This window comes from Corynebacterium amycolatum (assembly GCF_016889425.1).
Lineage (GTDB): Bacteria > Actinomycetota > Actinomycetes > Mycobacteriales > Mycobacteriaceae > Corynebacterium > Corynebacterium amycolatum.
Map to the genome: position 1 here is coordinate 1,537,314 of NZ_CP069513.1, position 14,189 is coordinate 1,551,502.

The following is a 14,189-nucleotide window of genomic DNA, read 5'->3' on the forward strand; positions in this document are numbered from 1 at the left end:
CATCATGATTGCCCTGACCGCCGCGGAAATCGCTCACATCGTGGGAGGTGAACTCGTCCACGTCGATGATGACGCCACAGTGACTCAACCCGCAGAATTCGACTCCCGAAAGATCCGCGAAGGCTCGCTCTTCCTAGCCCTGCCGGGCGCGCGGGTCGACGGTCACGACTTCATCGATCAGGCTATGGCAGCTGGAGCGACGATGGCACTGGCGGCACGAGATGTTGGGCAACCTGCGGTCGTCGTCAAGCCCCTTGGTAAGCAGGACTCCAATGCTGACGCATTTGCACACGATCCGGATGGGTCCGGGGCGGCGGTGCTGGAAGCGCTTGGTAAGTTGGCGCGTTACGTCGTCGACGAGCTGAAGAAGGATCAGCTGCATGTCGTCGGTGTGACGGGTTCGGCGGGAAAGACGTCGACGAAGGACATGATGGCGACGCTGCTTCGTACCGACGGTCCGACGGTGGCTCCGAAGGGGTCGTTTAACAACGAAATTGGGCATCCGTACACGGTGCTGCAGTGCACTCCGGAGACGAAGTACCTAGTTGCGGAGATGAGTGCGCGCGGAATTGGGCATGTGGCCCACCTTGCGCGCATCGCACCACCGACGATCGGTGCGGTGCTCAATGTTGGTACGGCGCACCTTGGTGAGTTTGGCTCGCGCGAGGCAATCGCGCAGGCTAAGGGCGAGCTCGTGGAAGCGCTGCCGGCTGCGGAGCAGGGCGGTGTGGCCGTACTCAATGCCGACGATGACTATGTCACTGGCATGGCTCCACGTACCCAGGCGAAGGTGGTGTTCTTCTCTGCCGATGAGAACTCCGAACGCCACGCAACTGCGGATTACCGCGCCACGAATGTGCAGCTCGACGATTTTGCTCGTGCGTCCTTTGACCTGCATATACCGGATGGGCGTACATTCCCGATCCAACTGCAGGTCTATGGTGCGCACCAAGTGGCCAATGCCCTGGCGGCGATTGCGGTGGCAGTGGAGTCCGGTATTGATGCTGAGCAAGTCGCAAAGGCGATGGCCGCGCATGTGGCAGCGTCGGAGCGGCGCATGGATGTCCAGCAGCTCACTGGCAATATCGTCGTTATTAACGACTCCTACAATGCCAACCCTGATTCGATGCGTGCGGGGATTGATGCTCTGGCTTGTACAGCAGCTGGCCCAACGCACCAGGACGCCTCATCGTGGGCGGTGCTGGGACAGATGGGGGAGCTTGGCGATTCCGCTGAGAATGAGCACTCGTCACTGGGCGAGTACCTTGTGGGCCGCGGCATCAATCGACTAATTGCAGTCGGAGAGAGTTCTAATGTGCATGCCTTGGCCGACAAAGCGGAAGAGTTGGGGTTAAATACTTCTAGGGTGCCGGATACATCCGCTGCCGCGGATTTGGTGGCGGCTGAGGTGCGTCCGAACGATGTTGTGTTAGTCAAGGCCTCCTACGCGGACGGTATGTGGCGGGTCGCGGACTCGCTAGCTGCCAAGGTTGGAACTGCGCCCGAAGGTGAAAGCGGAGAGGAAAAGTAAGTGATTCAACTTATTCTCAGTGGTGCGATTGCATTCCTGGTGAGTGTCTTTTTAACACCAGTGCTTATTCGCAAATTCTCTGCTGAAGGTCTTGGCCAGGAGATTCGTGAAGAAGGGCCAAAGAGCCACCTGCGCAAGCGGGGAACTCCGACCATGGGCGGCATCGCCATCATCGCCGCAATCGTCGCTGGTTATTTCCTCTCTCACCTCGTTACGTATATCCAGACTGGCGTGGGGCCGTCCGCCTCCGGACTGTTGGTCATGTTCCTGGTTCTGGCGATGGGCGCATTGGGTTTTGCCGATGACTTCATCAAACTCTACAAAGGACGCAACCTGGGGCTGAACAAGACAGCGAAGCTGGTTGGGCAGCTGGCGGCAGCGCTGATTTTCGGCGTGTTGTTGCTGCAGTTCCCGGATGCGTCAGGCTTGACGCCGGGTACGACGAACTTGTCGCTGATTCGAGATATTCCGTTCCTGAATCTGGCTCCGGGGCCGGTGTGGTTCGGTATGATTGTCTTCCTGGTTTTTGTCTTCATCGTCATTGCCGCGTGGACGAATGCCGTCAATCTCACTGATGGCCTTGACGGCCTGGCTGCCGGTGCCACCGCGCTGTTGTTGGCCACCTACACACTGATTTCCTTCTGGCAGTTCCGTAACTCCTGCGAGGCTTCGCTGGGTAGCGGCTGCTATGACGTCCGCGATCCACTGGATATCGCCGTTATTTCCGTCGCGGGTCTGGGCGCATGCTTGGGCTTCCTGTGGTGGAATGCAGCGCCGGCAAAGATTTTCATGGGAGATACCGGTTCGTTGGCTCTTGGCGGTTTGGTAGCGGGTCTGTCATTTGTCACCAAGACTGAGCTGTTGATGGTTATCATTGGCTTCATCTTCGTGATGGAAGTTGCTTCCGTGGCAATCCAAATCGCGGTTTTCCAGACGACTGGCAAGCGCGTATTCCGCATGGCTCCTCTCCATCACCACTTCGAAAACGGAGGTTGGGCGGAGACAACTGTTGTCGTTCGCTTCTGGCTACTCGCAGGCATTTTCAACATGATTGGCGCAGCCATCTTCTACAGTGACTGGCTTTCTCAGGTAGGCGTATTTCAATGATTAACTCACCAGACCCGACCAACCTCACCGAAATCCGAAATCTCGACTTAGTCGCTACGGTGCGCTCTGGTCGAGTTCTGGTGGCAGGAGCCGGGGTTTCCGGTCGCGGTGCCATCGTGATGCTCACGGACATCGGCTGTCCGGAAGTTGTCGTCGTGGACGACTCCGCCCTCGGCGCACTGGTTGCCGCTGACTTTTCGGTTCGGCATGTCACCACCGCAGACGCTCGCGACGAGCTTGCCGACGCGGTTGCGATTGTGACCTCCCCGGGATGGCGTCCGACCAGTCCGCTGTTCGACGCAGCCGCTGAGGCCGGTGTCCCGGTATTCGGCGATGTGGCGCTGGCTTTCGCTGGGGACTGTGCCCAGCTGTGGGGGCCGAAACGTACCTGGTTGGTAGTCACCGGCACTAACGGCAAGACCACAACTACCTCCATGCTGGCCGCCATGCTCGGGGAGCAGGGCGCAGCTGTGGGCAACATTGGCGTGGCTCTGTACGATGCACTGACTGCTGAGCCTCGTATCGAAGTGTTGGCCGCAGAGCTGTCCAGCTTCCAATTGCACTGGGCGCCGAATATTCGCCCAGATGCGGGAGTACTGCTGAACCTGGCGGAAGACCACATCGACTGGCACGGTTCTTACGAAAACTACGGTCTGGACAAGACCCGTGCGCTGCGTGGTGCTGTCGCAATCTACGGCGCGGATGACGCCGATGTCGTCGAGCACGTGGAAAAGATGCTGAAAAACGATGAGCTCGGCAACTCCGTCGTGGGCTTCACCGATGGTCCTCCGGAGGCACACCAGGTCGGAGTTCGCGATAGCATGATTGTCGACCGCGCTTTTGGCGGTGGCGAGGCCGCAGATGACGACTCTGAGCCGGGCATTGTCATCGCACCGGTAGCGGGAATTTCTCCTCCCGGCCGGGCAGGTGTTCTCGATGCGGTGGCCGCCACTGCGATGGCGCGCAGCATCGGTACTTCACCGGAGCAAATTGCAGCGGCGCTGGAGACTTTCGAAGTTCGCGCACACCGCGGTCAGATCGTCCATAAGACAAATGATGTCGTGTGGATTGATGACTCCAAGGCCACTAATCCCCACGCTGCCGACGCGGCACTGTCCGGCCATGAGCGTGTTGTTTGGATTGTCGGTGGCCAGCTCAAGGGCGCGGAAATCTCGCCGCTAGTGGCGAAGCATGCTCATCGCCTGCAGGCCGCCGTGGTTCTGGGCGTCGATAGGCAACTAGTCAGCGATGCGCTCTCCCGCATCGCACCTGCTGTGCCGGTCGTTGTCATCGATGACACCGACAAGGTCGATGCCATGGCGAAGGTCTGTATGGCAGCTAGTGAATATGCCAATCCGGGGGACGTGGTGCTGTTGGCACCAGCTGCCGCCAGCTTGGACATGTACTCCGGTATGGCTGAACGCGGCGACTTGTTCGCGCAATGGGCGCAGAAGGTGACGTCAACTGATGGATAACTCCCGCAAGGCTCGTAATTTAAGCGCTAGCGCCGAGACAGCACAAAAGGGGACGAAGGCTACCAAGTCACAACAGCCCTCGTCGTCAAGCACTAGTGCTCGAGAGCGGCCTGCGTGGGTGGAGCGTTTTAACGACTGGAAGTCGCGCCCGCTGTTCGACTACCACCTGCTGATGATTATCGTCGCACTGCTGACGTCTATCGGCCTGGTGATGGTGCTGTCGGCATCCATGGCCAGTGCGGGTAACGACTCGGGCAGCGTGTGGTCGGTGTTTATCCGCCAGCTGGTCATGGTGGTGGCGGGTCTGATCTCCATGTGGATCGTGCTGCGAATGCGGGTGGAGCTGATTCGCTCGCTATCGACGGCAGCGCTGATTCTGTCCTTTGTGCTTCTGGTTTTGGTGATTATTCCTGGCATCGGCATTGGTCTGGAGGAAACCGGTGCGCGTTCGTGGCTGAGTATTGGTGGGATCACCATGCAGCCATCAGAAATCGCGAAGATTGCGCTGGCATTGTGGGGCTCGAAGCTACTGGCTGAGAAGGTCCGCACTGCTGTGTCCTACACCGATTTGTTTGGGCTGTTTGGCGCGGTCAGCTTCGTGATATTGGCACTGGTGATGCTACAGCGTGACCTTGGCATGGTTGCTTCCATGGCGTTCGTCGTGGTGGCGTTGGCGTGGTTTGCTGGCCTGCCGCGAGTCTTTATCACCGGGCTTCTTGCTGCAGCGGCTTTTGCCATGGTGATTTTCACCGTCACCGCGGGTTTCCGTTCGGCGCGAATCAGGGTCTACTTGGACTCGCTGCTCGGTAACTTCAACGACGTGCAGGGCGATGCCTACCAGTCCTACCAGGGCTTTCTTTCGCTTGCCGACGGATCTCTCACCGGTGTCGGTCTCGGTCAGTCGAGCGCGAAGTGGGGATACCTACCGGAGGCGAAGAATGACTTCATTTTTGCCATTATCGGTGAGGAAACTGGTTTCCTCGGCGCGCTGATGGTTATTTTGCTCTACGCAGCGCTTGGCTGGGTGGGACTTCGTATCGCCGGTCGCCAGAACGATCCGTTTCTCCGTCTGCTCGCGGGCACGATTACTGCTGCAACCGTGGTCCAGGCTTTCATCAACATCGGCTACGTCGTCGGTGCGTTGCCGGTGACTGGTCTGCAGCTGCCGCTGATTTCCGCCGGTGGTACATCGGCGATGGTGACGTTGTTCTCGATGGGCCTGCTGGCCACGTGTGCTCGCCACGAATCGGAAGCAGTCTCTGCAATGCAGACTTCGGGACGTCCGGCGCTCGATAGGTTCCTGGGTATTCCGGAGCCGATCCCGTATGACGAATCGCGTCGCCACGCGCCGAAGGTGCGTGCCCATCGCGATCCGCAGCGTTTCGGTCCTCCCGTGGTGACCAGTGGAGCGCGTACTCCACGCGGCGAGGGGGCGCAGGTGCGGGAAACCTACAGTGGACGAGCTGACCGATTCAATCGGGCTGGCCGTAGTGGAGGCAGCCGCAGCGGTCGAGGTGCCGCCCCGCAGCGTGGCTCCCGAACCTCCGGCAGCTCCGGAAACTTGGGCAGCGTTCGTGGCCGCGAAGTGGATTATTCCCCTCGTAGTGACAACGGACGGACGCGGGGTTTTTCAGCGAAGTCGCCGCGGACTGGACGGTCACAGGGCTCCTGGTCGTCGTCAAGCTCAGGTCGGGGCAGTAGGATTCGGGGCGAAGGCCGTGGCGGACAGTCGCGTTCGCGCCAGCGCCCGGGCCGAAACAATAGGAATGGCGGTTCAGCACCGCGGAGGAGGAATCGATAACACCATGGCAGACAAGAATCTGGGCGCAGCCGCTGGGGCGAAAGGCGCTTCGGAGTCTGAGCAGTTTCTCAAGGACGATGGCTCTGCTCCGACCATTGTGGTGGCCGGCGGTGGTACGGCTGGCCATATCGAACCCGCACTGGCAGTGGCGGATGCGATTTTGAACCTGCAGCCGGAGGCCCGCGTCATTGCACTCGGTACGAATCGGGGGTTGGAGTCGACCCTTGTACCGGCGCGAGGCTATGACCTGGAGCTGATTCCGCCAGTGCCGGTGCCGCGCAAGCCGACTGCGGATTTGTTCAAGCTGCCTCTCAACGTCGCTCGTGCGGTGCGTGAGACCCGCAAGGTTTTCAAGCGTATTGACGCTGATGCGGTCATCGGTTTTGGCGGCTACGTATCGGCACCTGCCTACATGGCGTGTCGTGCGGGGAAGAAGATTCCGTTCCTGGTTCACGAGGCCAACGCCCGTGCGGGTCTGGCCAATAAGCTCGGTGTCGCACTCGGTGGCGTCGGCCTGGCCGCTGTGACAGGTTCAGGTCTGAAGGCCGAGGTCGTCGGCAATCCCGTGCGTGCCAGCCTCGCGGCGCTGGACCGCGACACCAAGCGTGCCGAAGCCCGCGAGTTCTTCGGTTTACCGCAGGAGGGACCGGTACTCTTTGTCACCGGTGGTTCGCAGGGGGCGCGTTCCATCAACGAAGCTGTCAGCGGTGCAGCCGCAGAGCTCGCCCAGGCCGGTGTATCCGTACTGCATGCCTACGGAAAGAAGAATCACGTCGAGGTCGAGTCCATCCGCGAGGACGCCCCCTATGTCGCTGTGCCGTACATCGACCGGATGGATCTGGCGTACTCCGCCGCTGACCTGATTTTGTGCCGTTCCGGTGCGATGACGGTAGCTGAAGTCTCAGCTGTCGGCCTGCCTGCGGTGTATGTACCGCTGCCACACGGAAATGGGGAACAGGCACTCAACGCCACCGATGTCATCGATGCTGGCGGCGGCATTCTCATCGCCGACGAGTCGCTGACTGCGGCATCAGTTTCGGATATCGTAATTCCGCTGGTCACGTCCCCTGAAAAGCTTGCCGACGGACGCCGCGCCCTGGCCAACATCGGACATGGTAACGCTGCGGAGAACATCGCCCGTCGGGTGCTGTCTGCGGCTGTGAACTCTAAGAAGTAAAGCGAGCATAAACATGAACGTTAATTTCGATGGCTTTCAGCCGGTAACGGGAGAGCTGCCCGCAAGTGTCCACATGATTGGCATTGGCGGTGCTGGCATGTCCGGTATCGCTCGCATCCTGTTGGCGCGTGGCATTCGTGTTACCGGTTCCGATGTCAAGGAGTCCCGCGCGGTGGTGGGACTGCGTGCGATGGGAGCCACCATCGCCATTGGCCATGACCGTGCGAATCTCGAGCTGGCCGGCGAGGGAGAGCTGCCGGAGGCAGTGGTCATTTCCTTCGCAGCTATTCCGAAGACGAATCCGGAGCTGGCCGGTGCACATGAGCTGGACATTCCGGTGCTCAAGCGCTCCGATGTGCTAGCGCTGTTGATGCAGGACTCCAGGGCCCTTCTGATTGCCGGTACTCACGGCAAAACCTCGACTACGTCGATGACCGTCGCCGCTTTGCAGGCTGCTGGTTTGGATCCGTCTTTTGCTGTTGGCGGTCTAATGAGCAAGGCCGGCGTCAATGCTCACCAGGGCAGCGGTGACGTCTTTGTTGCTGAGGCCGATGAGTCGGATGCCTCGTTGTTGACTTACCAGCCGGAAGTGGCCGTAATTACCAACATCGAGCCCGATCACCTGGACTTTTTCGGGGACGAGGAGACCTACTACGCCGTCTTTGACGCTTTTGCAGAGCGCATTAAAGATGGCGGTCATCTGGTCGTCTGTGCTGAGGATCCGCATGCGGCCGCATTGGGCGAGCGCGCGGTGGAACGGGGCATTAACGTGCTGGCTTATGGTGGGGAAGAAGCCTTGGCTGAACACCCGACGCTGCCAGTCGGTGCCGTTTTGCACGGCTGGACTCCCGTCGGTGGTAGCGCCCGCGTGGAGGCCACCGTTGGCTCGACATCGATGAGGTTTGAACTGCATCAGCCCGGCCGTCACATGGCGCTCAACGCGCTGGCCGCAATGGTTGGTGGCGACTGCGTCGGGGCAGATTTGGGGCGTATGGCGCGCGGTCTTGGTGAATTCACCGGTGTCCGTCGTCGCTTCGACTACCACGGCACTATCGGCGAGGGGCCATTTGTTGGCGCTCGTATCTACGACGACTACGCGCATCACCCGACCGAGGTCTCCGCAGTTCTCGGCGCAGCTCGGGAATTGGTCACCGAGGCCGGTCGTGGCAATGTCATCGCTGTTTTCCAACCTCACTTGTACTCGCGTACTCGCAACTTTGCCGACGAGTTCGCGGCCGCCCTGTCGCTGGCGGACAAGGCCGTTTTGCTCGATGTCTTCGGTGCCCGCGAGGAGCCACTGCCGGGTGTCGACGGTGCGCTCATCGCCAACAAAATGACCATCCCTGTGACGTACGAGCCGCATTTCACCAGCGTTCCGGCTCGCGTCCGCGAAATCGCCGAACCGCACGATGTCATCTTGACCATCGGCGCTGGCTCTGTGACGATGCTTGCCGACGAAATCGTGCGCGAGCTCAGCGGAGACAACGACGAACAGGTGGAGTCGTAGCACTGTGAAAACCAGCCGAAAGCAATCTCAGCAGACCGACGGTGCAGACCAGGGCACAGCCGTGTCGCGGCGACAGCGTTCAGCGCGCGCCCCGCGACGCGGCTGGCTCGTCGGCGGTGGTCTGGTCGCGATTATCGCCATCGTTGCAGCGGTGGTGTGGTTTTCGCCGTGGCTGGTTGTGAAGAACATCGATGTTGAAGGCGTCGTCCACGGGGATAAAGACGCGATTGTCGAGGCCAGTGGTATCTCCGAGAATCAAAAGCTCATTCGCTTGGACACGGATGCCTCAGCGCGCTCCGTGGCGGGGCAGCCGTGGGTCGATAGCGTGACCGTCAGTCGTTCGTGGCCGCAGGGCGTGACTATTTCGGTACGGGAATTCACCCCGGTGGTGTTTGTCCGTGCCACTGACGGAGAGCACCTGTTTTCTGCAAATGGTCAGGAGTTCGTCACGGCAGCCCCGCCTCCGGGTGTCATCGAGGTTGTCGATGCACCACGCGTGGATGAGCCAACAGACGGCAAAGTTGACCCCGAACCGCGCGTTATCAAGGCGGTTTTGAACGTCGTCAAGGCGTTGCCGGAGCCCGTCGCACACCGTGTGGAGCGGATTAGCGCGCCTTCCGAGGCAGAAATCAAGCTATTTCTGACCGATGGATACGAGGTGTACTTCGGGTCCTCGGATAATGCGGCAGAAAAGGCCCGTGCGACGGAAATTGTGCTGAACCGTGGCGAGAAGATCTGGAATGTCTCCAACCCCCGACTACCCGCCGCTAAGGGAGAGTAGAGAATGGTGGTGTCTGGAGTGATTTCTGTGGCTAAACACTATCCCTCAAGTGCAGGTTTAAGGTAGCGACACGCGCTAAAAGGTCGCTGAATTATTTGCAGTTTTCGACCACAATGGGGTCAACAGCTTTTCGGCCATGATGCACTTCTTCCGTGCGGTGTCATGGAGAGCTGTACTGCCCGGCGGTGCCAATGCTGTCGTGCGGCCCATATGCAACGTGGCTAGATGAAATTAATTTAGGACCTATAGGAAAGGGCGAGAAACGCGCAATGACCTCCCCGAATAACTACCTCGCCGTTATCAAAGTCGTCGGTGTCGGCGGCGGTGGCGTCAATGCTGTCAACCGCATGATCGAGGAGGGGCTGAAGGGTGTCGAATTTATCGCAGTAAACACCGACTCGCAGGCCCTGATGTTCTCCGACGCTGATGTCAAGCTCGACATCGGACGTGAGGCAACTCGTGGTCTGGGAGCTGGCGCTAACCCCGAGGTTGGCCGCACTTCTGCGGAAGATCACAAGGATGAGATTGAAGAGACCCTCAAGGGCGCCGATATGGTCTTCGTTACCGCAGGTGAGGGCGGTGGAACCGGTACCGGTGCAGCTCCGGTTGTCGCGAGCATTGCCAAGAAGTCCGGTGCGCTGACCGTCGGCGTAGTAACCAAGCCGTTCGACTTCGAGGGCAAGCGCCGTGCGCGCCAGGCCGCTGAGGGTATTGAAACCCTCAAGGAGGTCTGTGACACCCTTATCACCATTCCGAACCAGCGTCTGCTGCAGATTGGTGAGCAGGATCTGTCCATGATGGACGCGTTCCGCTTTGCCGACGAGATTCTTTACAACGGTGTCCAGGGTATTACTGACCTGATTACCATTCCGGGCATGATTAACGTCGACTTCGCCGACGTCCGCTCGGTAATGGCGGAGGCTGGCTCGGCTCTGATGGGCGTTGGTTCCGCACGCGGCGACGACCGTGTGATGAACGCCGCTACTCAGGCCATTAACTCCCCGCTGCTGGAGTCCACCATGGATGGTGCACAGGGTGTGCTTATTTCCGTCGCCGGTGGCTCCGACCTCGGTCTGATGGAGGTCAACGCCGCCGCGTCCATCGTGGAGGAAAAGGCTGACCCGGATGCCAACATCATCTTCGGTACCATCATCGACGACAACCTCGGTGACGAAGTTCGTGTCACTGTGATTGCTACCGGTTTTGAGCAGGGTAACGGCAACCCGCTGGACAAGCCAGCCGCAGGTGCCGCTGCACGACCGGCTGCACAGGATGTCGAGGCGCGTCCGGCCGCTGAGCAGGCGCCGCGCCAGGGCAGCGCACTGCCGGGCGGTGACAACCTCGGCACTCCGGCTCCGCGTGCGGAGGAAGAGCGTCCGGTCGCACAGCCGCGCGAGCGTGAGGACCGCGACCGCTTTGTCCCGCGCACCAATCCGAACAGCGGTGGTCTGTTCACCGACAACCCGACACCGCGTACGCAGGAAAACCGCAACTACCGTGGTGCTCACCGTTACAAGGATCGCGATGACCGCGATGATCGTCGTGGTGGCTACCAGGCCTCCAGTGACCTGCCGGAGTGGGGCTTCTAAGAAATCATGACTGAATCCCGCCGCAGCCGAAAAATTCTGACGAATCGGCGCGGCGGGTTTTCGCTGCCACCATATGATTCTTTCAATCTTGGAGATCATGTCGGCGATGACCCGTCCGCAGTCGAACGCAACCGCCAGCGCTTGGCCGATTCTCTGGGAATCGACCGCGCCCGCTTCGTCTATATGGAGCAGCTTCACACCAACACGGTCACCGTCGTCAACGAACCACAAACTGAGCCTGTCCCGGCTACTGACGCCATCGTCACGACCACGCCGGGTCTCGCGCTGGTAGTGCTCGTTGCCGATTGCGTTCCCGTCTTGCTTTCCGACGATCATGCGGGTGTCGCCGCTGCGGTACACGCGGGGCGGACCGGTGCCCGCAACGGAATCGTTCATAAATCTGTCGAAAAGATGATTGAGCTCGGTGCCACGCCCGAGAATATCCATGCGCTTCTCGGTGCGGCGGCTTCTGGGCACAATTACGAGGTGCCTGAGTCGATGGCCGATGACGTCGATAAGCACTTGCCCGGAGCGAAGACGCGAACGAAGCAGGGGACTGCCGGTGTCGACGTGCGCGCCGGCCTGTTGCGTCAGCTCTATGACCTCGGCGTGCGGCATCTCAACGTCGAGCCCAGCTGCACTATTGACAATGAGCAGTACTTTTCCTACCGGCGGGAGGGAAAAACTGGCCGTCAGGCGGGCATCGTGATCCTGCCTGAGCAGGACTAAGTTTCAAAGTTGTAATTTTGGCTCGCCAAATTTGCGCGTGTCTATGCGATATTGCTGACCCAGCCGGTAGGTTGTGGGTAGCACAGACTTAAATTCGCACACTAAGAAGGACGTAGCAGAAGATGGCTGATTTCTTCCGTGGGGTTTCAAATTTCTTCGGTCTTACCCCGACTGATGACGCGGCTTACGACGAGCACTACGACGAGTTTGACCGCCGTGACGAGGAGCGTTTTGATGACTCCTATGCCGACTCGCGTCGTGCGGAGCGCCACCGCTACGAGCTGCGCGAAGAGGCTCCAGGTGAGGCTGCAAGTGTGAACTCCCGTGAGGAGGACTACCGCTACGGCAACCTGCACTCCCTTGCTGAGACCAAGGAACCAGAGCAGGTCTTTATCAAGCCGGAAAGTGGTTTCCAGGACAAGTACTCCAAGGCTCCGGACATCGGTTCACACTTCCGCGACGGTGACATCGTCACCTTCGATCTGAGTGAGCTCGACCCATCTGAGGCTAAGCGCTACGTCGACTTCGTTGCTGGACTGGTTTTCGGTCTGCGCGGCCGGATCAAGGCTGACGGCTCCGTGTTTACCCTGTACCCGCACGGCTGCGATGTCAACGAGGGGCAGTTCGACCGGATGTCCGGCTAGTCAGCCGGCTCGCATGACTTGTTAGTATTTCGTATTTCGATTAATTAGCTAGACTGTTTATTCGTGTCTTCACTACTGCTAGTTCTGCTAATCCTGCTGAAGCTTTTCACCTATCTGCTGTTGGCTCGCATCGTGATTGAAATGATTCAGTCATTTTCTCGATCCTGGCGACCGGGCAGGGTGTTTTCGTCGATTGGCGAAATTGTTTTTGTCATCACCGACCCGCCGGTGAAGCTGTTGCGCCGACTCATCCCGCCTATGCCGATGGGCAACGTGATGGTGGACATGTCTGTGCTTGTTTTGTTCTTCATCCTTATGATTCTGCGAATGGTGCTGCAGGTAGCTCTCGGTGCGGTGGCGTAAATATCGCTAACTGTTTGCTTGGGGTCCACAATGTGGATTTCGGTGGAGCTGTGTTGTTTTGACTGTCCCGAATGTGATGTTCTCGGGCATTGAATTGCTGCCGGGGGTGTTAATCGGGGGCAATAATAGGAACCCGTTGGGGAATGTAATCCCCAACGGGTTTTTGTTGTGTCGGGGGTAAAGCTCTGTGGCTAAAGGTGCAGGGTAAGGGCGAGGTTTAACGTTTTACTAGAACTTTGCCACTGGTTAGAACGTGGGAGATAGAGTCCTGCCCAAAATAAATGGGGTGAGGACTGTGACTAGAGCAGGTAGGATTGGCCGGGTAAACAGTACTACTGGAAATAATTCTCTTAAGATTTCTTAAGAACTGTCCGCTCAAAGTGTTAGGGGAACTCACCATGCCGTTGACTCCGGCTGATGTGCATAATGTGGCTTTCAGCAAGCCTCCGATTGGCAAGCGTGGTTACAACGAGGATGAGGTCGACCAGTTCCTCGACCTCGTGGAGGACGCACTGGGTGAGCTCCAGGATGAAAACGCTGAGCTGCGCCAGCGCGTTGAGGACCTTGAAGGTCAGCTAGAGCAGGGTGGTGACGCAGACTACGCCGCTTCTGGTGCTGTCGCTGCGACGCCGGCTGTCGATGAAGACAAGCTGCGCAAGGAAATTGAGCAGGAGCTGCGCGCTGAGTACAACGAGCGCCTGAACGCTCAGCAGCAGGAGATTGAGGCTCGCTACCAGGATCGTCTGGATGCTCTTGAGAAGCGTGCTTCTGAGGCAGAGGCTTCTGCACAGCAGGCTTCCTCCGCATCTGCGGCGCAGTCGCAGACAGTTGCAGCAAGCACCGGCACTGAGTCGCAGGAAGTTAGCCTCCGTGCTGCTCGTATCCTGCAGGCTGCTCAGGACACCGCCGATCGCGTCACCACTGACGCCGACGCTGAGGCGAACAAGCTTGTCACCGAGGCTCGTGAGAACGCTGACCGCACCGTGGCAGAGGCCAATGAAGAGGCCGAGCGCACTGTCACCAACGCTCGCAACGAGGCAGACGCAACTTTGGCTGATGCCAAGGAGCGCAGTGAGCAGTTGCTGGCTGATGCCCGCAACGAGTCTGAGTCGACCCTCACCGACGCTCGCCAGCGCAGCGAGCAAATGATTAGCGACGCAGACGCTCGTTCCAACGCCACCATCACCGCAGCGCAGCAGAAGGCAACCGCGCTGCAGGAGGATGCAGAGCGCAAGCACCACGAGATTATGACCACTGTCAAGGAGCAGCAGACCGCTCTGGAGGGTCGCATCGAGGAACTGCACATCTTCGAGCGCGAGTATCGCACCCGCCTGAAGACCTTCCTGGAGTCTCAGCTGGACGACCTGAACTCTCGCGAGTCGGCTGCCCCGGCCGACGGCTACAACAACTAATTACGTAGCCAATACGTAGAAAACCACCACGCTCGGCTCCCCAGGAAGGGGAGGCAGAGCGCGGTGGTTTTTG

At 59.3% G+C, this 14,189-nt stretch carries 12 protein-coding genes; all 12 read left to right on the forward strand.

Going from position 1 to position 14,189, the window contains the following annotated elements; translation table 11 throughout:
• The first annotated feature begins 4 nt into the window (after positions 1-4).
• The 12 genes from I6J19_RS06815 (at position 5) to I6J19_RS06870 (ending at position 14,116) form a co-directional block, all read left to right on the forward strand.
• On the forward strand, positions 5-1,531 hold the full coding sequence (locus I6J19_RS06815; RefSeq protein ID WP_038625817.1) for a UDP-N-acetylmuramoyl-tripeptide--D-alanyl-D-alanine ligase: 1,527 nt from the start codon (positions 5-7) through the stop codon (positions 1,529-1,531).
• Positions 1,532-2,638 carry a phospho-N-acetylmuramoyl-pentapeptide-transferase gene (gene mraY, locus I6J19_RS06820; protein ID WP_070600864.1) on the forward strand — a complete coding sequence of 369 codons (1,107 nt, stop codon included), beginning with the start codon at positions 1,532-1,534 and terminating at the stop codon, positions 2,636-2,638.
• On the forward strand, positions 2,635-4,113 hold the full coding sequence (murD, locus tag I6J19_RS06825; RefSeq protein WP_038625807.1) for a UDP-N-acetylmuramoyl-L-alanine--D-glutamate ligase: 1,479 nt from the start codon (positions 2,635-2,637) through the stop codon (positions 4,111-4,113). Before mraY ends, murD begins: the two co-directional genes overlap by 4 nt.
• Entirely contained in the window at positions 4,106-5,914 is a 1,809-nt protein-coding gene (gene ftsW, locus I6J19_RS06830) for a putative lipid II flippase FtsW (protein WP_038625805.1), read from the forward strand. The genes murD and ftsW overlap by 8 nt, the downstream gene beginning before the upstream one ends.
• Before the next feature lie 4 nt (positions 5,915-5,918).
• Positions 5,919-7,091, forward strand: coding sequence for an undecaprenyldiphospho-muramoylpentapeptide beta-N-acetylglucosaminyltransferase (murG, locus tag I6J19_RS06835; RefSeq protein ID WP_038625802.1), 1,173 nt, complete (start codon positions 5,919-5,921; stop codon positions 7,089-7,091).
• Positions 7,092-7,104: 13 nt separating this feature from the next.
• Positions 7,105-8,598, forward strand: coding sequence for a UDP-N-acetylmuramate--L-alanine ligase (murC, locus tag I6J19_RS06840; protein WP_038625800.1), 1,494 nt, complete (start codon positions 7,105-7,107; stop codon positions 8,596-8,598).
• 4 nt (positions 8,599-8,602) lie between these two features.
• Positions 8,603-9,379: a cell division protein FtsQ/DivIB gene (locus I6J19_RS06845; RefSeq protein ID WP_038625798.1), complete on the forward strand. Its 777-nt coding sequence runs from the start codon at positions 8,603-8,605 to the stop codon at positions 9,377-9,379.
• Positions 9,380-9,648: 269 nt separating this feature from the next.
• Positions 9,649-10,968 (forward strand): cell division protein FtsZ, encoded by a 1,320-nt coding sequence (gene ftsZ / locus I6J19_RS06850; RefSeq protein ID WP_038625796.1) that lies wholly within the window; start codon positions 9,649-9,651, stop codon positions 10,966-10,968.
• Between the two features lie 6 nt (positions 10,969-10,974).
• Positions 10,975-11,697 (forward strand): peptidoglycan editing factor PgeF, encoded by a 723-nt coding sequence (gene pgeF / locus I6J19_RS06855; RefSeq protein WP_038625794.1) that lies wholly within the window; start codon positions 10,975-10,977, stop codon positions 11,695-11,697.
• Positions 11,698-11,819: 122 nt separating this feature from the next.
• On the forward strand, positions 11,820-12,341 hold the full coding sequence (gene sepF, locus I6J19_RS06860) for a cell division protein SepF (protein ID WP_038625792.1): 522 nt from the start codon (positions 11,820-11,822) through the stop codon (positions 12,339-12,341).
• Between the two features lie 63 nt (positions 12,342-12,404).
• Positions 12,405-12,704 carry a YggT family protein gene (locus I6J19_RS06865; protein ID WP_038625790.1) on the forward strand — a complete coding sequence of 100 codons (300 nt, stop codon included), beginning with the start codon at positions 12,405-12,407 and terminating at the stop codon, positions 12,702-12,704.
• 398 nt (positions 12,705-13,102) lie between these two features.
• Positions 13,103-14,116: a DivIVA domain-containing protein gene (locus I6J19_RS06870; protein ID WP_038625788.1), complete on the forward strand. Its 1,014-nt coding sequence runs from the start codon at positions 13,103-13,105 to the stop codon at positions 14,114-14,116.
• Positions 14,117-14,189 lie beyond the last annotated feature (73 nt).